Consider the following 18,587-nt stretch of genomic DNA (forward strand, 5'->3'; position numbering starts at 1 on the left):
CGAGCGGTCCCCGAGCGGGCTCCCGAGCGGGTTCGCGTCATCCGGGTGCGGGCCGCAGGGGTGCGCCGGCCGTGGTCAGGCGGCGCGCTGGATGAGGAGCTCGTCGTCGCCCAGCTCGACCTTGACCTCGTCGCCGTCCACGACCTCGCCCGACAGCACGGCCTTGGCGAGCTTGTCGCCGATGGCCGACTGCACCAGGCGGCGCAGCGGGCGGGCGCCGTAGAGCGGGTCGTAGCCGGTCAGGGCCAGCCACTCGCGGGCGGCGGGCGTGACCTCCAGCCGCAGCCGGCGGTCGGCCAGGCGTCGTGCCAGCCGCTCGACCTGGAGGTCGACGATCTGGGCCAGCTCCTCGGAGCCGAGCGCGTCGAACAGGATCACGTCGTCGAGCCGGTTGAGGAACTCCGGCTTGAACGAGCTGCGCACCGCCCCCATGACGGCCTCGCGCTTGGCGCCGTTCTCCAGGCTGGGATCGACCAGGAACTGCGAGCCGATGTTGGAGGTCAGGATGAGGATGGTGTTGCGGAAGTCGACCGTACGGCCCTGGCCGTCGGTCAGCCGCCCGTCGTCGAGCACCTGCAGCAGGATGTCGAACACCTCGGGATGCGCCTTCTCGACCTCGTCGAGCAGCACCACGGTGTACGGGCGCCGCCTGACGGCCTCGGTGAGCTGGCCGCCCTCCTCATAGCCGACGTAGCCGGGAGGCGCGCCGACGAGCCTGGCCACGCTGTGCTTCTCGGAGTATTCGCTCATGTCGATGCGGGTCATCGCCCGCTCGTCGTCGAACAGGAACTCCGCGAGCGCCTTGGCCAGCTCGGTCTTGCCCACGCCCGTGGGGCCGAGGAACAGGAACGAGCCGGTGGGCCTGTCGGGGTCGGCGATGCCGGCCCTGCTGCGGCGTACGGCGTCGGAGACCGCCTGGACGGCCGGCCGCTGCCCGATGAGCCGCCTGCCCAGCTCCTCCTCCATGCGCAGCAGCTTGGTCGTCTCGGCCTCGAGAAGCCGCCCGGCGGGGATGCCGGTCCACGACGAGATCACTTCGGCGATGTCGTCGGCCCCGACCTCCTCCTTGACCATGGCGTTCTCCGGCGGCGCGGCCTCGGAGGCGGCCTTGAGCGCCTGTTCCAGCCGGGGCACCTCGGCGTACATCAGCCGCGACGCCGCCTCGAAGTCGCCGTCGCGCTGGGCCCGCTCGGCCGCGCCGCGCGCCTCGTCGAGTTGCTTCTTCAGCTCACCGACCTTGTTGAGCCCGGCCTTCTCGTGCTCCCAGCGGCCGACGAGGGCGTTGAGCTCCTCCTGGCGGTCGGCGAGCTCTTGACGCAGGCGTTCGAGCCGCTGGACGGAGGCCTCGTCGGTCTCCTTCGACAGCGCCAGCTCCTCCATCTTCAGCCGGTCGACGCTGCGCTGGAGCTGGTCGATCTCCACGGGACGCGAGTCGATCTCCATGCGCAGCCGCGAGGCGGCCTCGTCGACGAGGTCGATGGCCTTGTCGGGCAGGAAGCGGTTGGTGATGTAGCGGTCGGACAGCGCGGCGGCGGCGACCAGCGCGCTGTCGGCGATCTGGACCTGGTGGTGTGCCTCGTAGCGGCCCTTGAGCCCGCGCAGGATCGCGATGGTGTCCTCGACCGTGGGCTCGCCGACGTAGACCTGCTGGAAGCGGCGCTCCAGCGCCGGGTCCTTCTCGATGCGCTCGCGGTATTCGTCGAGCGTGGTCGCGCCGATCATGCGCAGCTCGCCGCGGGCCAGCATGGGCTTGAGCATGTTGCCGGCGTCCATGGCGCCCTCGCCGGCCCCCGCGCCGACGACGGTGTGCAGCTCGTCGATGAACGTCACGATCTGCCCGTCGCTCTCCTTGATCTCGGAGAGCACGGCCTTGAGCCGCTCCTCGAACTCGCCGCGGTATTTCGCGCCGGCCACCATGGCGCCCAGGTCGAGCGAGATGAGCCGCTTGTTGCGCAGCGACTCGGGCACGTCGCCGGCCACGATGCGCTGGGCCAGGCCCTCGACGACGGCGGTCTTGCCGACGCCGGGCTCGCCGATGAGCACCGGGTTGTTCTTGGTGCGGCGGCTGAGCACCTGGACGACGCGGCGGATCTCGGTGTCGCGGCCGATGACCGGGTCGAGCTTGCCGCCGCGGGCCTGCTCGGTCAGGTCGACGCCGTACTTCTCCAGGGCCTGGTAGGTGTCCTCGGGCGTCTCGCTGGTGACGCGGGCGTGGCCGCGTACCTTCTCGAAGGCGTCGAGCAGCGCCTGCGGGGTCGCACCCTGCGACTTCAGCAGGTCGGCGGTCTGGCCCCCGTCGGCCGCCAGGCCGACCAGCAGGTGCTCGGTCGAGACGTAGAGGTCTTCGAGCCGGTTGGCGTGCTGGGCGGCGGTGTTCATGACGGTCAGCAGGTGGCGTGAGCTCGACGGCGCCCCCACCGTCGCGCCCTGCGCCTTCGGCAGTGCGGCGAGCTGCTCCTCGGTGCGCGAGCGCAGCACCCGCCAGTCGGCCCCCACGGCCTCCAGCAGCGGCACGGCCGTGCCCCCGGTCTGCGAGAGCAGCGTGCTGAGCAGGTGAGCGGGAGCGATCTCGGGGTTGCCCTCAGCGGCGGCACGCCGCATGGCACCCGAGAGCGCTTCCTGGCTCTTCTGGGTGAGCTTGTAGTCCATGGTTCTTACGCCCCCGGTGGCAGCTGGTAGCGGATCAGCGCCTTGACCATCCGCATCTCGGCGCGCAGGCGGTGCACTTCCTCGCGCAGCCGGAGAGCTTCGTTCTCGAGCTCGAGTATCCGCTTGATGCCCGCGAGGTTGATGCCCTCCTCCTGGGAGAGCCGCTGCACCTCGCGGAGCTGGATGATGTCTCTTGTGGAGTAGAGGCGGCCGCGCCCCGCCGTGCGGCCGGGGCTGACCAGGCCGAGCCGGTCATATTGCCGCAGGGTCTGCGGGTGCAGCCCCGACAGCTGCGCGGCCACCGAGATCACGTAGACAGGGGTGTCGTCAGACAGGTCGAAATAGTTGCCGTCCATCCGCTCACTCGCTTCTGGCTCGCTGAATCAGCTCGGCGCGCGGGTCCTCACCCGCGGTCGCGGTGTTGAACTCGGTGAGGAGCTCGCGCGATTTGTCGTCGAGCGTCTTCGGCACGAGCACCTCGACAGTGGCGAGCAGGTCGCCTTTGGTGCCGTCTTTCCTCGTGACACCCCTGCCACGGACGCGGAACGTGCGCCCGTTGGGGGTGCCCGCGGGGATGCGCAGCGTGACCGGCATCCCCTTGAGGATCGGCACCTTGATCTCGGCGCCCAGGGCGGCCTCCGTGAACGTCACCGGCACGGTGATCGTCAGGTTGTCGCCCGACCGGCCGAAGACGGCGTGCGGCTTGACGTGGGTCTGGATGTAGAGGTCGCCCGCCGGGCCGCCGTTCTCGCCCGGCGCGCCCTTGCCCTTGAGCTTGACCCGCTGGCCGTCGGCCACGCCGGCGGGGATGCGCGCCTGGATGGTGCGGGTGCTCTTGGCCCGGCCGCTGCCCTCGCACACGGGGCAGGGGTCGTCGACCAGCAGCCCGCGGCCCTTGCAGTCGCGGCACGGCTCGGAGAAGGCGAAGCTGCCCAGGTTGCGGCTGGCCGCGCCGGTGCCTTCGCAGGTGGGGCAGACCCTGGGGGTCGTGCCCGCCTTGGCGCCGGTGCCGCTGCACGCGGTGCAGGCGGCGGAGCTGGTCAGCCGCAGCGAGACGGTGGTGCCCTCGACGGCTTCGGTGAACGTCAGCGTCACCTCGGACTCGATGTCCTGGCCACGCCGCGCCCTGGTGGTGCCGCCGGTGGTGCGGCCTCCGGCGCCGCCCCGGTTGAACAGCCCGCCGAACAGGTCGCCGAGCCGTTCGCCCGCGCTCCCGCCGGGGCCCTGCTGGCTGGTGCCGCCGAACAGGTCACCGAAGTCGAACGGGAAACCGCCACCGCCGCCGGGACGCTGGGCCCCCACCCCGGATCCGAACAGCGTGCGCGCCTCGTCGTACTCCTTGCGGCGCTTGGCGTCGGACAGGACGTCGTAAGCCTCGGAGACCTCTTTGAACTTGGTCTCTTTGGTGGCGTCGCCCTGGTTGGTGTCGGGGTGGTACTGCCTGGCCAGCTTCCGATACGCCTTTTTGATCTCTTCGGCGGTGGCGGTCTTGGGCACACCAAGGACGGCGTAGTAGTCCTTCTCCAGGTAGTCCTTGGTGCTCATCTACGGCCCTTCGTCCTTGTGGTCAGTTTTCTTCGTCGTCATCGGACGCCGCGGGAGCGTCCTCCGGCTCGGCGACGGCCACCCGCGCGGGGCGCAGCACCCGGTCACCCATCCGGTATCCAGGCTGCAGCACCTCGATCGCGGTCGGCTCGGTCACCTCCGTCGAGTAGCTGTGCATCAGCGCCTCGTGGACGGTCGGGTCGAACGGGTCGCCCTTCTGACCGTAGGCACTGAGGCCCAGCTTCGTCAGCACGGACTCCAGCGACTCGGCGACCTTGGCGAAACCGCCGGTCAGCTCGCCGTGTTCGCGGGCCCTGCCGATGTCGTCGAGGACGGGCAGGAGCTCCGTGAGCGCCCCGGCGACCGCCTGCTCGCGGACCGCCACGCGGTCGCGCTCGACCCTGCGGCGGTAGTTGGTGTACTCCGCCTGGAGACGCTGCAGGTCGGCCGTCCGCTCGGCGAGCTGGGCCGCCAGCTCGCCGTCCTGCGGCTCCAGCATGTCGCCGGGCGCCTCTTGTGGCTGCTCGGCGGGCGGCTGGTCCTTGACCTGGCCCGTCTCAGGGTCGATCTTGCGGTTGTCGCGGATCACCGGCTCTTCGTGCCCGTTGTCACGCGGCGGCATCACTGGTCCTTCTTCGGCTGGTCGTCGTCCACGATCTCGGCTTCGACCACGTCGTCGTCGGCCTTCTGGCCGTCCTGACCGGCCGAGGCGTCCTGCGGGGCGCCCTCGGGGCCGGCCTGCTGGCCCTGGCCGGCGGCGTAGATGGCCGAGCCCATCTTCTGGCTCACGGTGGCGAGCTTCTCCGCCGAGGTGCGGATGACGTCGGTGTCGGTGCCCTCCAGAGCCTTCTTCAGCTCGGCGAGAGCGTCGTTGACCTCGGTCTTGATGTCGCCGGGGACCTTGTCGTCGTTCTCGCGGAGGAACTTCTCCGTCTGGTAGGCCAGACCGTCCGCGTTGTTGCGGACCTCGGCCTCCTCGCGGCGCTTCTTGTCCTCCTCGGCGTACGACTCGGCCTCGCGCATCATCCGCTCGATGTCGTCCTTCGGCAGCGCGGAGCCGCCGGTGATCGTCATCGTCTGCTCCTTGCCCGTGCCCAGGTCCTTGGCGGAGACGTTGACGATGCCGTTGGCGTCGATGTCGAAGGTGACCTCGATCTGCGGGATGCCGCGCGGCGCCGGCGCGATGCCGGTCAGCTCGAACGTGGCCAGCTTCTTGTTGTAGGAAGCGATCTCGCGCTCGCCCTGGTAGACCTGGATCTGCACCGACGGCTGGTTGTCCTCGGCCGTGGTGAAGACCTCGGAGCGCTTGGTCGGGATCGTCGTGTTGCGCTCGATGATCTTGGTGAAGATGCCGCCCTTGGTCTCGATGCCCAGCGACAGCGGGGTCACGTCGAGCAGCAGGACGTCCTTGACCTCACCCTTGAGCACGCCGGCCTGGAGCGCGGCGCCGATGGCCACGACCTCGTCGGGGTTGACGCCCTTGTTGGGCTCCTTGCCGCCGGTCAGCTCCTTGACCAGGTCGGAGACGGCGGGCATGCGGGTCGAGCCGCCGACCAGCACCACGTGGGCGATGTCGGAGACCTTGATGCCGGCGTCCTTGATGACCTGGTTGAACGGGCCCTTGGTGCGCTCGAGCAGGTCGGCCGTGAGCCGCTGGAACTCGGAGCGGGTCAGCTTCTCGTCGAGGTGCAGCGGGCCCTCGGAGGAAGCCGTGATGTAGGGCAGGTTGATGTTGGTCTCGGACTGGCTGGACAGCTCGATCTTGGCCTTCTCGGCCGCCTCGCGCAGGCGCTGGAGCGCCATCTTGTCCTTGGCCAGGTCGACGCCGTGGGCGTTCTGGAAGCGCTTGACGAGCTCGTCGACGATGCGCTGGTCCCAGTCGTCACCACCGAGGTGGTTGTCACCGGAGGTGGCCTTGACCTCGACGAAGCCGTGGCCGTCCTCCTGGCCGACGTCGAGCAGCGACACGTCGAAGGTGCCGCCACCGAGGTCGAAGACCAGGATCGTCTGGTCCTGCTCCTTGTCGAGCCCGTAGGCGAGGGCCGCGGCGGTCGGCTCGTTGATGATGCGGAGCACGTTGAGGCCCGCGATGGTGCCGGCCTCCTTGGTGGCCTGCCGCTGGGCGTCGTTGAAGTAGGCGGGGACGGTGATCACCGCGTCGGTGATCTTCTCGCCGAGGTAGGCCTCCGCGTCCTGCTTGAGCTTCTGCAGGACGAAGGCGCTGATCTGCTGCGGCGAGAACTTCTTGCCGTCGATCTCCTGGGACCAGTTGGTGCCCATCTCGCGCTTGACGGAACGGATCGTCCTGTCGACGTTGGTGACGGCCTGCCGCTTGGCGACCTCTCCGACGAGGACCTCGCCGTTCTTGGCGAAGGCGACCACGGACGGGGTGGTCCGCGAGCCCTGCGCGTTCGCGATGACGGTGGGCTCACCGCCCTCGAGGATCGAGACGACGGAGTTGGTCGTCCCAAGGTCGATACCTACCGCACGTGCCATGAGTACGTCCTTGTAGTCAAAGTTGAGTCGTTTGGACTCAACCTATGGATGGGTGTCGCCTTTGTCAAACGACTTGAGCCTACCTGACTCAACCCCCCTGAGCGCGGATGCATTCCCCCTGACGAGCACGAACAGCGGAGCAGACGCACACCGGGGCCAACGAGACCGGGCCTGCCCGGGTTCCGGGTTCAGGGGCGACTCAGGGACATCTCAGGGACGAAAGAACGGGGCCCGGCGCGTGCCGGACCCCGTTCGGGAAGGATCTACTTCTTGGCGCCGTCGGCCAAGTCGCGCTTGCCGAGCGGCTTCTTGAGCTTGACCGTCGTGGTCTTCTCGACGGCCATCATGATGCAGGCCGTGTTCTTCGCCTTGGGGGCGGTGCCCTCGTACAGGGTGACGGTGACCTTCTTGGCGGTCTCCTTCACCTTGACCCGGTCGAGCACCGTGCACGGCTCCACCCCCGACCACCACGTGAGCTGGACCTTCCGGCCCTTGTCGACCGGCTTCGCCTTGGTCCAGCGGACCTTGCGCACGTTGATCGCGTCGCCCCGGGGCTTGACCACCTGGGGCTTCTTCGTGGGCGCCGTGGTCACCGGCTCCGACACGACCGGTGGTCTGCCGGGGGTCGTGGCGGCCACCCGCTGCTGCTCCGGCGACGGCGCGGCGGCGCAGCCCGTCGCGAGCGCGAGACATCCGGCCAGGAGAGTCGCTGTCATAGTCCGCATACCCCTAGGACGGATTCCGCTCCCCAGCGGTTCAAGCGGAGCGGTCCGAGTGATTAGTGTGGATCTCGTGCTCCGTCAGGCCATGCTCGCCCTCTCCAAGAGCCGGCGCGCCGAACGGCTCGTCACCACCTCGCCGCTGACCGCGGACGTGGTCGATCGCTATGTCGCGGACGACGTCGCCCGCGTGGTCGGCGCGCTGACCGGCGAGGGCTTGCTGGTCAGCGTCGACCACCTCGGCGAGGAGGTCACCGACGAGGCCGCGGCGGGGCAGGCCGTCGCCCACTACCTCGCGCTGCTCGACCTGCTGCCCGCGGGGGCCGACGTGTCGGTCAAGCTCACCGCGCTCGGGCTGCGGCTGTCGCAGCGGCTCGCGCTCGAACACGCCGGCGCCATCTGCGCCGCCGCCGCGCAGCGCGACCTCACGGTGACGCTCGACGCCGAGGAGCACGACACGATCGCCGGGCTGCACGCCGTGCACGCCGCGCTGCGCCGCGAGCATCCCGACGTGGGTGTGGTGGTGCAGTCGTACCTGCCCGACTCGCTCGACCGGTGCGAGAAGCTCGGCGGCGCCCGCGTACGGCTGTGCAAGGGGGCCTACACCGCGCCCGGCGCCTACACCAGGCCGGCCGACATCGACCGCTCCTACGTACGGTGCCTGAAAGTCCTCATGTCCGGCACCGGCTACCCCATGGTCGCCACCCACGACCCCAGGCTGATCCGCATCGCCGCCACGCTCGCCGAGCTGGCCGGCCGCGACGCGACCGGCTTCGAGTACCAGATGCTGTACGGCGTGCGCCCCGACGAGCAGCGCCGCCTGGCCGGGCTGGGCGCGCGGGTGCGCGTCTACGTGCCGTACGGCTCCGACTGGTACCCCTACCTCATGCGCCGCCTCGCCGAGCGGCCGAGGAACCTGACCTTCTTCCTGCGTTCGCTGCTGTCGCGGCGGTAGCCGATAGGCTGCGAGACCTGGATCCGCGTCCGTTCCGCACGAGGGGCTCCGAAGATGATCGCGATTCTGGGCACGGGCAAGATGGGCGAGGCCCTGCTGTCCGGGTTGTTGCGCGCCGGGTTCAAGCCGGGCGACATCCTGGCGACCACGCGCAGGGAGGAGCGGGCCCAGGCGCTGCGCGAGACGTACGGCGTGCGCGTCGTGTCCAACTCCGAGGCCGCCAAGGCCGCCGACACGCTCATCCTCGCCGTCAAGCCCCAGGACATGGGCACCCTGCTGGCCGAGATCGCCTCCTACGTGCCGGCGCAGACGCTGGTGATCAGCGCCGCGGCCGGCATCACGACGTCGTTCGTCGAGCAGCGGCTGGGGGTGGAGGTGCCGGTGGTGCGGGTGATGTCCAACACGCCGATCAAGTTCGACGAGGCGATGAGCGTGATCTCGGCGGGGGCGCACGCCGGCGAAGAGCACCTCCAGCTCGCCGAGGGGCTGCTGCGGCCGGTCGGCAAGGTGCTGCGCATCCCCGAGTCGCAGCAGGACGCCGCGACGGCGCTGTCCGGCAGCGGGCCCGCCTACTTCTTCTACCTGGTCGAGGCCATGGTCGACGCGGGCATCCTGCTGGGCATGCCGCGCGCGGCGGCCCTCGACATGGTCACCCAGTCGATCGTGGGGGCGGCGGTGATGCTGCGCGACTCGGGCGAGCACCCGGTCATCCTGCGCGAGGCCGTCACCTCGCCGGGCGGCACGACCATCGCGGCCATCGCGGAGCTGGAGCGCCACAGCGTACGCGCGGCCTTCCTCGCCGCCATCGAGGCCGCCCGCGACCGCGGCCGCGAACTCGCCTCCGGCTGACCTCCGGGCGATCAGGTCACATCGACGGTCTCGTGCAGGTGCTGGCGGCGGTTGAAGGCGCCGGCGATGCGGGCGACGGCCGTGCGGGGCAGCAGGCGGGCGGGCCAGGTCATCATCCGGTTGACGGGGCTGCCCGGGTAGGAGACCGGGCGGCGCCTGGCGTAGTCGTCCAGCGTGCGGGCCGCGACGGCGGCCGGGGTGTCGGCCCGGGGGTCGATCGTGGCGGAGGTGCCGTCGAAGAAGCCGGTCGCGATCGCGCCGGGGTGCGCGGCCATGACGTGCACGCCGGTGCCGCGCAGCTCCTCGGCCAGTGCCTCGGTGAAGGAGAGCACGAACGCCTTGGTCGCGGCGTAGCTGGCCTGGTAGGGCATGGGCTGGAAGGCGGCGGTGGACGACACGTTGATGACGCCGCCCGAGCCGCGCGCGACCATCTCGGCCCCGATCGCGTGGGTCAGCGCGAGCAGGCCGCCGACGTTGAGGCTGACCGACCGCAGCTGCGGCCCCAGCGGGCGGTCGAGGAACGGGCCCGCGCTGCCGGCGCCGGCGTTGTTGAGCAGGAGGTCGACGGTCAGGCCGCGGTCGTGCAGCTCGCGCAGGATGCGGTCAGGGCCGTCGGGGGCGGCGAGGTCGCCGACGACCACCTCGGTGTCCTGCCTGCCGTGCCGCTCGTGGAGCTGCGCGGCGAGTTCGCGCAGGTCGCCCTCCGATCGCGCCAGCAGGATCACCCGGGCGCCCCGGCGGGCCAGCTCCATCGCGTACGCCCGCCCCAGCCCCTTGGACGCGCCGGTGACCAGCGCGGTGACGCCTCGATAGCCGTCGCTCATTCGCGCCTCCTTTGTTTCGAGTCTCGAAGTAAAGGTAGCACCATTACTTCGAGACTCGAAACGTCATAGGATGGCGGTCATGTCCGCACACGAGCTCACGGCAGTGGTCACGGCGACCTACGAGATCTGGATGCGGACCAACGCGCTGATCATGGATGCGCTGGCCGGGCACCGGTTGACGCCGGCGACGTTCCAGGCGCTGTGGGCCATCGATCCGGCCGAGCCGCCGCCGTCGATGAAGGTGATGGCGGAGCGGCTGCACTGCAACGCTCCCAACCTGACGTTCATCACCAACCAGCTCACCGAGCGAGGGCTGGTCGAGCGCGCCGTCGATCCGTACGATCGGCGCTCGCGCGTCCTGGTCCTGACCGACCGGGGACGTCAGATCCGCGAGGAGCTGCTTGAGACGACGCTGGAGAAGACTCCGCTGAAGGTGCTGACGGACGCGGAGTTGCGGCAGCTCATTGGGCTGCTGAGCCGCGTCGTCGAGGCTTAGGACGACCGGTCCTGCCGCCCCGGCCGGACGCGGGGCGGCAGGTCACCGCAGGAACGGTGGTTCTACCACTTGCTGGAGCAGACCGAGATGCGCTTGGTCGAGAAGTTGCCGATCCTGAACGACTTGGTCTTCGGCGCGATCCGGCCGTTGGACAGGCGCTCCAGCTTGAAGGTGCCGGGCCGGCCGCGCCAGTAGCCCGTGCCGGTCGACTTGCGGGCGGAGGACGCGACGCCGGGGCCCTTGAGGGTGATCGTCACATCGCCCACCTTCGAGCAGTTCCAGGTCAGCTTCACCAGCGCGTACGGCGGGGTGGCCGAGGCAGAGGCAGGGGCGATGCCGACGGCCGCCATGGCGAGGCCCGTCGCGAGCGCGCCGGTGAGGACGGAACGCCGGAGAATGCGCAGCATAGTGATCCTTTCCCGTTGATCGCGGCCACCATAGCGGCATCGCAACGGGGGTGTCGTCCTGAAAACCGGCTCTGACCTTTTGGTTTTCACCGAAATAAGGCCGCTTACCTGCTCCTGTCGCGCTACGTGAGGACCCGGCGCCCAGCACCCGGAGCCCCAGGTTCGGCGTGCGCCGGTCGCGCCGGCGCGCAGGGCGGGCCGGATGGATCCGGTCGTCACCCTGCGCGCCGAGTGAGAGGTTCTAGGCGTCGCGCCGCCGCATCAGTACGGCCCCCGCCAGCACCGTCACGGCGATCCACCCGAGATAGACGCCGAACCCGCTCCACGCCCCCAGCGACTCGCTGGACTGCCCGAAGACCACCAGGGACCCGGCGTTGGTGGTGAAGTAGTCGGACACGGTCTGGCCCCACGCGCCCGGGAGCATGTTCGTGAGCTGCGGCAGCACCAGCATCAGCGCGACGGCCGACAGCAGCGCACCCGGCGTGTGCCGGACGAGCGTGCCCAGCCCCAGCCCGAACAGCCCGCACGCGGTCAGGTAGAGCGTGCTGCCGAGGCCCGCGCGTACGGCGTCGCCGATCTCCAGCCCGGCGGGCTGCGTGATGGCCACGCCGATGGCGAGCGCGGCGGCCGAGGAGACCGCGCTGACCACGAGCGCCGTCGCGGTGAACACGACCAGCTTGCCGGTCAGCAGCTTGTACCGCTGAGGCACGGCCATCAGCGACGTCCTGATGCCTCCGGTGCGGTATTCGCTGGAGATCACCAGCACGCCCAGCGTGGCCAGGGCGAGCGTGGCGAAGAGCGCACCGGCGAGGCTCATGGACAGCGCCTCCTCGGCCGGGATCGGCCCGCTGCCGCTGGCGGTGGCGGCGACGCCCAGCAACGTGCCGAAGCCGGCCATGAGCAGGAAGGTGACGCCGAGCGTCCACATGGTGGAGCGCACCGAGCGGATCTTGGTCCACTCTGATCGCAGGATGTCGGTCATGACGAGTACTCCAGGCTGTCCTTGGTGAGCTCCATGTACGCGGCTTCGAGCGAGGGCTGCACGAACGTCAGCTCCTCCAGCGGCAGCCCCGCCCGCGCGGTGAGCGTGCCGATCTCGAGGGTGGTCATCGCGGTCACCCGCAGGTGGTCGGGGTGCAGCTCGCCCACCTTGACCAGCTCGGCGACCTCGGCCAGGCGGGGCGAGCGGACCCGGACGTAGCCCTGGGAGCTGCGCCCGATGAACTCCGGCACGCTGGTGTCGGCGATGAGCCGCCCCTTGCCGATCACGATGAGGTGGTCGGCGGTCTGCGCCATCTCGCTCATGAGGTGGCTGGAGACGAACACGGTCCGCCCCTCGGCGGCCAGCCGGCGCATGAAGGTGCGGATCCACAGGATGCCGTCGGGGTCGAGCCCGTTGACCGGCTCGTCGAACAGCAGGATCTCGGGATCGCCCAGCAGCGCCGCGGCGATGCCCAGGCGCTGCGCCATGCCGAGGGAGAACCCGCCGACGCGCCGCTTCGCCACGCCGCTCAGCCCGACGATCTCCAGGACCTCGTCGATGCGGCTCGCGGGGATGCCGTTGCTCTGGGCGATGGCCAGCAGGTGGTTGCGCGCGCTGCGCCCGCCGTGCACGGCCTTGGCGTCCAGCAGCGCGCCGACCTTGCGGAGGGGGTGCTTCAGCTCCGCGTACGGCTTGCCGTCCACGAGCACGGAGCCGCCGGAGGGGTGGTCGAGTCCGAGGATCATGCGCATGGTGGTCGACTTGCCCGCCCCGTTGGGGCCGAGGAAGCCGGTCACCCTGCCGGGCTCGACGTCGAACGACAGGTCGTCGACGGCCACGGTGCCGCCGTAACGCTTGCTCAGGTTGGTTGCCCGAATCGCGGTCATGACTCAAGCGTGCCGTCGCGCGCCCCCGATCACCTCCTGCCCGCGAACCGTTCGCACGGCGGCGTTCTGGGACCCTGGTCCTACTCTCCGGGTCGGACGAGACCCGCCTCGTACGCGGCGATCACCGCCTGCGCCCGGTCCCTGACGCCGATCTTGGCGAACAGGCTCGTCACGTGGTTCTTGACGGTCGAGGGGGAGACGGACAGCTCGGCGGCGATCTCGGTGTTGGAGCGGCCGCGGGCGATCAGCACGAGGATCTCCTGCTCGCGCACGGTCAGCCCGGCCAGCTCGGCGGGGGTGGATCGCGGCGGCGTGGTGCGGACGTACGTGCCGATCAGCCGGGTCAGCAGCCGGGGCGCGACGGCCGACTCGCCGCGGTGCACGACGCGGACGCCCTCGATCAGCTCCTCGGGGGAGACGTCCTTGGGCAGGAAGCCGTCGGCGCCCGCGCGCAGCGCCGCCACCACGTTCTCGTCCAGGTCGAACGTGCTCAGCGCGAGCACCCGCACCTGCGGCAGCTCGGCGGTGATCAGCTCGGTGGCGCGCACGCCGTCCATGCCGGGCATGTGCAGGTCCATGAGCACCACGTGGGGCCGCAGCCGCCGGCTCAGCTCCACCGCCTGCTCGCCGTCGGCCGCCTCGCCGACCACGCCGAGGTCGGGCTGGGCGTCCAGCATCAGCTTGAAGCCCCTGCGCACGAGTGCGTGGTCGTCGGCGAGCAGCACCCTGATCGCGGCCGTCATGCGCTCTCCAGCGGGATGCGGGCGTGCACGCGGAATCCTCCTTCTGGCCTGGGCCCCGTCGAGAGCCGGCCGCCGCACAGGGCCACCCGCTCCGCCATGCCGCCGAGCCCGAAGCCCGGCGGCGTGCCGTCGTTCTTGGCCACGCCGTCGTCGAGCACCTCGACCTCCACGGCCTCCGGATCATAGGTCAGCAGCACGCTGGCCCTGGCGCCGACGGCGTGCTTGCGGGTGTTCGTCAGCGCCTCCTGGACGATCCGGTAGACGGCGTGGTCCACGGCGGCGGGCAGCTCGACGGGCTCGCCCGTCACGGTCAGGGTGGCCGGCAGGCCCGCCGACCCCGCCTCCTTGATGAGGGCGGGCAACCGGTCCGTGCCGACCCCCGTCGCCGCGTCCGCGCCCTCCCCGCCCTCGGCCCTCAGCACGTCGAGCAGCCGCCGCATCTCCGACATGGCCTGGCGGGCGGTCTGCTCGGCGCTCGCCAGCGCATCCCTGGTGACCAGCTGCTCGGGCGGCAGCGTGGCCCTGGCGCCGCCGACCAGCGCGTTGATCACGGTGATGTGGTGGGCCACCACGTCGTGCAGTTCCCTGGCGATGCGTCGGCGCTCGGCGCGTACGGCGGCGTCGGCGGCCTCGCGGGTGGTGCGCTCCCTCAGCTCGGTCCTGAGCCGGACGAACTGGCCGGTACCCACGAACACGCCGACCAGGAACAGGGCGCTCAGCCAGCTGTTGACGCCTGGCCTGTCCACCTCCATGGCGACGGCGTACACGGCGAAGGCGGCTCCGGTGGCGATCGCGGTCGGACGGCCTCCCGTGTAGCGGCCCAGGCTGTAGAGCGCGACGGCACTGTGCACGTTCGAGCTGGTCACCAGGCCGGTCGCGATCGAGACGGCGTCCACGACGACCACCGCGCCGGTCGTGAGGAGCGGCCGGTTGCGGCGCATGAGCAGGAACGGCGTGCTCACCAGGTACGCGACGGCGCTCGGCAGCATCTCCGTCATGCCCAGCACGCCCGTCACGAGGCTGATCAGTGCGGGCAGGCACAGCACGATCACCAGCGTGCGGTCGTACACCGTGGGCCGCCGGAAGAACCGCACGATGGTCATGAACGTCCGCGCTAAGCGCACGCTAAGACCCTAAATCACAAGATTCCGAGATCGGCGTGATCTTTCCGGCCGCCTGAGGCCGGGCTACAACCAGCGGTCTGCGCTGCGGTAACGTCGGCGCAAGGCGAGGGCACGCGGCAGAGGGGTTGGCATGAGCCGTTCGGCACGGGTGATCTGGGACGACGCTCTGACCACCTACGACTTCGGCCCGAGCCATCCGCTGGCCCCCGTGCGCGTCGAGCTCACCATGGCGCTGGCCCGCGAGATGGGCGTGCTCGACAAGGTCGAGCTGGCCGGCTGCGTCCCGGCGAGCGACGACGAGCTGGCGCTGGTCCACCACCGCGGCTACATCGAGGCCGTCAAGCGCGTCTCCGCCTCCGGCCTGCCCGACATGAGCGCCGGGCTCGGCACCACCGACAACCCGGCCTTCGCGGGCGTCCACGAGGCCAGCGCGCTCATCGCCGGCGCCTCGCTGGCCGCCGCCCGCTCGGTCTGGGAGGGCACCGCCGAGCACGCCGTCAACGTCGCGGGCGGGCTGCACCACGCGATGCCGGCCCTGGCGAGCGGCTTCTGCGTCTACAACGACCCCGCGCTGGCGATCGCGTGGCTGCTGGAGCAGGGAGTGGGGCGCGTCGCGTACGTGGACGTCGACGTCCATCACGGCGACGGCGTACAGACGGTCTTCTACGCCGACCCCAGGGTGCTGACGATCAGCCTGCACGAGAGCCCGCGCACGCTGTTCCCCGGCACCGGCTTCCCGCACGAGACCGGCGCCGCCGGCACGGCGGTCAACGTCGCGCTGCCGGCCGGCACCGGCGACGCGGGCTGGCTGCGGGCCTTCCACGCGGTGGTGCCGCCGCTGCTGCACGAGTTCGGGCCGGAGATCCTGGTGACCCAGCACGGCTGCGACAGCCACGCGCTCGACCCCCTCGCCAACCTGATGCTGAGCGTCGACGGCCAGCGGGCCGCCTACGAGGCCCTGCACCGCCTGGCCCACGAGACGGCGGGCGGGCGCTGGATCGCGACCGGCGGCGGCGGCTACGAGCTGGTGCAGGTGGTGCCGCGGGTGTGGACGCACCTGATGGCCGAGCTGGCCGGGCACCCGATCGATCCGGCCACGCCGACGCCCGAGGAGTGGCGCAGGTTCGTCCGTGAGCGTACGGGGGAGACACCACCCCTCACCATGACAGACGGCCGCCATCCGGAATTCAGCGACCTATCTGGTGGTTATGATCCTGCGGACCCCATTGACCGTGCGGTCATGGCGACCCGGCAAGCGGTGTTCCCCCTGCACGGCCTCGATCCGATGCCCTGACGAGGAATGAAGCAGTGCTGAGCCGCGACGAACTTAGAGATCACCTTGTTCACAGCCGCATCGCCGGCGATGTCGCGACCTCTCGCGAGAACAACCTCGACCACTACAGCTCGCTGGCCAACGGCGACCCCTACTACGCGCTCGGCCTGACCTTCGACCAGCCGTGGTCCTACCGCGACATCCTGGCCCTCATGGCCAAGTCCGCGGGCGTCGTCGCCGACCCCGACCACCGCTACGGCCAGGACACCATCGACCCCGACCTGACCATCGACGCGCTCGACGCGATGGCCGAGCGCATCGCCGCCGTGCTGGCGCGGCCCGAGCCCCGCATCCTGTTCGCCACCGGACACCCCACGGGCCTGCTCGCCGTGCACCTGCCGCTGGCCGCCTTCTGCGTGGCCCACGGCGCGCGGCTGCTGACCCCTGGGGAGGGCTGGTCGTACGCGGGCTCCGGCTTCGGCCGGCCGCGCAGGATCCGCTACCTCCAGGACGTCGCGATGCTCGACGACAGGGGCGCGCTGGTGCACACCCACGACGCGATCCCGATGCGCCACATGCTGGACGAGCTGGGCGGCGACCTGCCCGACCTGGTGATCGCCGACCACGGCTGGGCCGGAGCGGCGGGCGAGGCGGGCGTGCCGACGGTGGCCTTCGCCGACTGCAACGACCCCGGGCTGTTCCTCGGGGAGGCGGAGGGCAAGCTTGAGGTGGTCGTGCCACTTGACGACAACGTGCTACCCCGCTATTACTCTCCGTTGACGGAGCGGCTAGTCACAGAAGTCTCACGAGCCCTTTGAGTCGATAACGGCCCTCCCCATACCGTCTTTTCGCGCCTGCATTCCAAGGGGCTCGCTGTCCCTTTGCCAACTTTTGGCAGGGCTCCGGCGACTCTTATGTGTGGCAGCTTGGACAGTTCCAGCGTCCAGGCGAGGTGCTTGGCCAGGCGGTTGGCCAGCGATTTCGCTGGTTCGGCTGACAGGTGGCTCCGTCGGCTGGAAAAATAGGGGGTTTGCGCACTCGGAGTCCCGACTTACGCTGACGGCAGTACACGTGCGTGAGCAATGGCACCAGTGGGGATAACCCGGAAACACGTGCGGAAGAGGCGTCCGATGGGTGCAGGCGAAAGACCTCTCAGCGAGGTGAAGTTCCTGACCGTGGCAGAAGTGGCGACGGTCATGAGGGTGTCCAAGATGACGGTGTACCGGCTCGTCCACTCCGGCGAGCTGCCGGCCATCCGAGTCGGCCGCTCGTTCAGGGTGCCTGAGCAGGCGGTACACGATTATCTCCGGGAGGCCTACATCGAGGCAGGATGACGTAGCGACACGCCCGAACGTGTCGTGAGTGTGTCGCGGGAGAGGCCCGGCCGCCCGCTGGTACGGCCGGGCGCTCACCCCCCGAGGGGCGATCTACCGTGGATCGCCGGTAGTCTGTGAGCCGGTGTGCGCTCGCACTCCGATTCAAACGTGCTATCAGTACCTGGGGGTCCCGTGGGCTCTGTGATCAAGAAGCGCCGCAAGCGGATGGCTAAGAAGAAGCACCGTAAGCTGCTCAAGAAGACGCGCATCCAGCGGCGCAACAAGAAGTAACCGACGCAGCTGCGAGGCGCTGATGACCCACACCGTGCTTGTCACCGGGGTCTCGCGCCACATCGGCGCCCGGGTGGCGAGCGTTCTGGCGGCGGACCCGGACATCAGCCGTGTCATCGGAGTGGACACCGTGCCGCCCCCCTCGCTCACGCGAGACGGCGGCATCTCACTCGGCCGGACCGAGTTCGTCCGGGTGGATCTGCGCAGCCCCGACATCGCCCAGGTGATCGCGGCCGCGGACATCGACACCGTTGTGCACATGAGCCTGGTCAGCGCTCCCTCACGCAATGGGGGCAGGGCTGCCATGAAAGAGCACAACGTCATCGGCACCATGCAGTTGCTCGGTGCCTGCCAGCGGTCGGCGACCGTGCGGCGCGTGGTGGTGCGATCCACCACCGCCGTCTACGGCTCGTCTCCCCGCGATCCGGCGGTGTTCACCGAGGACCTGGAGCCGCATGACGGCCCCGTCCACGGCTATGCCAAGGACGCGGCCGAGGTCGAGGGCTACGTCCGCGGTTTCGCGCGGCGGCGTCCCGACGTCACCGTGTCGCTGCTGCGCTTCGCCAACTTCATGGGCCCAGGCGTCGACTCGCCGCTGACGCGTTACTTCACCCAGCCGGTGCTGCCGAGCGTGCTCGGCTTCGACCCGCGGCTGCAGTTCGTCCACGAGGACGACGCGGTCGAGGTGCTGCGCCGGATGGCGACCGAGGATCACCCCGGCACGTACAACGTGGCCGGGGCAGGCGTGTTGCTGCTGTCGCAGTGCGCGCGCCGGGCGGGGCGGCCCTCGCTGCCGCTGATCTCGCCCGCCTTCACCGTGCTCGGCGGTGCCGCGCGCCGGCTCGGCCTGGTCGAATACTCGCCCGAGCAGCTGCGGCTGATGAGCCACGGCCGCGCGGTCGACATCGCCCACCTGGAGGCCGAGCTGGGCTGGAAGCCCAAGTTCAGCACCGGTGCGGCGTTCGACGACTTCCTGCGCTCGCGCGGGCTGCGTCCGCTGGGAAGTTTCCGCGCATGAGCGTTCCGCGCCC

The 18,587-nt window shown here is 70.3% G+C and carries 19 protein-coding genes and 1 pseudogene; 8 read left to right on the top strand and 12 right to left on the bottom strand.

Features of this window, described 5'->3' with window-relative positions:
- Positions 1 to 75 precede the first annotated feature (75 nt).
- The 6 genes and pseudogenes from clpB to ACFFR3_RS45315 form a co-directional block, all read right to left on the bottom strand.
- A complete protein-coding gene (gene clpB / locus ACFFR3_RS45290; RefSeq protein ID WP_364383857.1) occupies positions 76 to 2,649 on the bottom strand; it encodes an ATP-dependent chaperone ClpB in 2,574 nt (857 codons plus the stop codon).
- Between the two features lie 32 nt (positions 2,650 to 2,681).
- A pseudogene (locus tag ACFFR3_RS45295) lies at positions 2,682 to 3,005 on the bottom strand (heat shock protein transcriptional repressor HspR); the annotation flags it as partial.
- A gap of 4 nt (positions 3,006 to 3,009) precedes the next feature.
- Positions 3,010 to 4,194 carry a molecular chaperone DnaJ gene (gene dnaJ, locus ACFFR3_RS45300; RefSeq protein WP_364383860.1) on the bottom strand — a complete coding sequence of 395 codons (1,185 nt, stop codon included), beginning with the start codon at positions 4,192 to 4,194 and terminating at the stop codon, positions 3,010 to 3,012.
- Between the two features lie 22 nt (positions 4,195 to 4,216).
- A complete protein-coding gene (gene grpE, locus ACFFR3_RS45305) occupies positions 4,217 to 4,816 on the bottom strand; it encodes a nucleotide exchange factor GrpE (RefSeq protein ID WP_379485169.1) in 600 nt (199 codons plus the stop codon).
- Positions 4,816 to 6,690, bottom strand: a complete 1,875-nt coding sequence (dnaK, locus tag ACFFR3_RS45310) for a molecular chaperone DnaK (RefSeq protein ID WP_345394253.1) — start codon at positions 6,688 to 6,690, stop codon at positions 4,816 to 4,818. The genes grpE and dnaK overlap by 1 nt, the downstream gene beginning before the upstream one ends.
- A 263-nt stretch (positions 6,691 to 6,953) precedes the next feature.
- Positions 6,954 to 7,406 carry a hypothetical protein gene (locus tag ACFFR3_RS45315; RefSeq protein ID WP_364383866.1) on the bottom strand — a complete coding sequence of 151 codons (453 nt, stop codon included), beginning with the start codon at positions 7,404 to 7,406 and terminating at the stop codon, positions 6,954 to 6,956.
- A gap of 76 nt (positions 7,407 to 7,482) precedes the next feature.
- Here ACFFR3_RS45315 and ACFFR3_RS45320 point away from each other — a divergent pair, with 76 nt between their 5' ends.
- Positions 7,483 to 8,364: a proline dehydrogenase family protein gene (locus ACFFR3_RS45320; protein ID WP_379485170.1), complete on the top strand. Its 882-nt coding sequence runs from the start codon at positions 7,483 to 7,485 to the stop codon at positions 8,362 to 8,364.
- A gap of 54 nt (positions 8,365 to 8,418) precedes the next feature.
- On the top strand, positions 8,419 to 9,213 hold the full coding sequence (gene proC, locus ACFFR3_RS45325) for a pyrroline-5-carboxylate reductase (protein WP_364383872.1): 795 nt from the start codon (positions 8,419 to 8,421) through the stop codon (positions 9,211 to 9,213).
- An 11-nt stretch (positions 9,214 to 9,224) separates the two neighbouring features.
- Here proC and ACFFR3_RS45330 read toward each other — a convergent pair whose 3' ends face one another.
- Positions 9,225 to 10,037, bottom strand: coding sequence for an SDR family NAD(P)-dependent oxidoreductase (locus ACFFR3_RS45330; protein ID WP_379485171.1), 813 nt, complete (start codon positions 10,035 to 10,037; stop codon positions 9,225 to 9,227).
- A 79-nt stretch (positions 10,038 to 10,116) separates the two neighbouring features.
- Here ACFFR3_RS45330 and ACFFR3_RS45335 point away from each other — a divergent pair, with 79 nt between their 5' ends.
- The gene (locus ACFFR3_RS45335; protein WP_345394268.1) at positions 10,117 to 10,533 is read left to right on the top strand and encodes a MarR family winged helix-turn-helix transcriptional regulator; all 417 of its coding nucleotides are present in this window, start codon (positions 10,117 to 10,119) and stop codon (positions 10,531 to 10,533) included.
- A gap of 62 nt (positions 10,534 to 10,595) precedes the next feature.
- Here ACFFR3_RS45335 and ACFFR3_RS45340 read toward each other — a convergent pair whose 3' ends face one another.
- From ACFFR3_RS45340 to ACFFR3_RS45360, 5 genes are all read right to left on the bottom strand, one after another.
- Positions 10,596 to 10,940: a hypothetical protein gene (locus ACFFR3_RS45340; protein WP_345394271.1), complete on the bottom strand. Its 345-nt coding sequence runs from the start codon at positions 10,938 to 10,940 to the stop codon at positions 10,596 to 10,598.
- Positions 10,941 to 11,181: 241 nt separating this feature from the next.
- Entirely contained in the window at positions 11,182 to 11,922 is a 741-nt protein-coding gene (locus ACFFR3_RS45345) for an ABC transporter permease (RefSeq protein ID WP_364383881.1), read from the bottom strand.
- Positions 11,919 to 12,809, bottom strand: coding sequence for an ABC transporter ATP-binding protein (locus ACFFR3_RS45350; RefSeq protein WP_379485172.1), 891 nt, complete (start codon positions 12,807 to 12,809; stop codon positions 11,919 to 11,921). The genes ACFFR3_RS45345 and ACFFR3_RS45350 overlap by 4 nt, the downstream gene beginning before the upstream one ends.
- 80 nt (positions 12,810 to 12,889) lie before the next feature.
- Positions 12,890 to 13,552, bottom strand: coding sequence for a response regulator (locus tag ACFFR3_RS45355; protein ID WP_355415472.1), 663 nt, complete (start codon positions 13,550 to 13,552; stop codon positions 12,890 to 12,892).
- Positions 13,549 to 14,676, bottom strand: coding sequence for a sensor histidine kinase (locus tag ACFFR3_RS45360; RefSeq protein WP_379485173.1), 1,128 nt, complete (start codon positions 14,674 to 14,676; stop codon positions 13,549 to 13,551). The genes ACFFR3_RS45355 and ACFFR3_RS45360 overlap by 4 nt, the downstream gene beginning before the upstream one ends.
- A 130-nt stretch (positions 14,677 to 14,806) precedes the next feature.
- Here ACFFR3_RS45360 and ACFFR3_RS45365 point away from each other — a divergent pair, with 130 nt between their 5' ends.
- The 5 genes from ACFFR3_RS45365 (at position 14,807) to ACFFR3_RS45385 (ending at position 18,574) form a co-directional block, all read left to right on the top strand.
- Positions 14,807 to 15,970, top strand: a complete 1,164-nt coding sequence (locus ACFFR3_RS45365; protein ID WP_379485174.1) for an acetoin utilization protein AcuC — start codon at positions 14,807 to 14,809, stop codon at positions 15,968 to 15,970.
- A 14-nt stretch (positions 15,971 to 15,984) separates the two neighbouring features.
- Positions 15,985 to 16,767, top strand: a complete 783-nt coding sequence (locus ACFFR3_RS45370) for a phosphatase (protein ID WP_345394283.1) — start codon at positions 15,985 to 15,987, stop codon at positions 16,765 to 16,767.
- Between the two features lie 312 nt (positions 16,768 to 17,079).
- Entirely contained in the window at positions 17,080 to 17,283 is a 204-nt protein-coding gene (locus tag ACFFR3_RS45375) for a helix-turn-helix domain-containing protein (RefSeq protein ID WP_026214222.1), read from the top strand.
- A gap of 174 nt (positions 17,284 to 17,457) precedes the next feature.
- A complete protein-coding gene (locus ACFFR3_RS45380; protein WP_018654693.1) occupies positions 17,458 to 17,556 on the top strand; it encodes a 30S ribosomal protein bS22 in 99 nt (32 codons plus the stop codon).
- A gap of 22 nt (positions 17,557 to 17,578) precedes the next feature.
- A complete protein-coding gene (locus ACFFR3_RS45385; protein ID WP_364383894.1) occupies positions 17,579 to 18,574 on the top strand; it encodes an NAD-dependent epimerase/dehydratase family protein in 996 nt (331 codons plus the stop codon).
- Positions 18,575 to 18,587: the final 13 nt, after the last annotated feature.

This window comes from Nonomuraea salmonea (genome assembly GCF_042428605.1).
GTDB classification, from domain to species: domain Bacteria; phylum Actinomycetota; class Actinomycetes; order Streptosporangiales; family Streptosporangiaceae; genus Nonomuraea; species Nonomuraea salmonea.